At 57.0% G+C, this 249-nt stretch carries 1 protein-coding gene; it reads left to right on the forward strand.

Going from position 1 to position 249, the window contains the following annotated elements; genetic code table 11:
* Positions 1 to 249, forward strand: a 249-nt coding sequence (locus GQB03_RS22860; RefSeq protein WP_159694086.1) for an integrase core domain-containing protein, incomplete at both ends; no start/stop codon positions are given.

The raw sequence follows: 249 nt of genomic DNA on the forward strand, positions 1-249 counted from the left end.
TCTTCACGAGCCGCAGCTACACGGCGCTGGTCAAAAGCTACGGTCTGAAGCAGGAATTCATCACCCCGTACACCCCGCAGCAAAACGGCTTGGTGGAGCGGATGATCCGTACGTTGAAGGAGCAGTGCATCCACCGTCACCGCTTTGAAACCTTGCAACACGCCAGTCGTGTCATTGGCGACTGGATCCAGTTTTACAACCACCAGCGGCCGCATCAGGCCCTGGATATGAAAACGCCCGCTCAGGCAT

Source organism: Cognatazoarcus halotolerans, assembly GCF_009800965.1.
Taxonomy (GTDB): domain Bacteria; phylum Pseudomonadota; class Gammaproteobacteria; order Burkholderiales; family Rhodocyclaceae; genus Cognatazoarcus; species Cognatazoarcus halotolerans.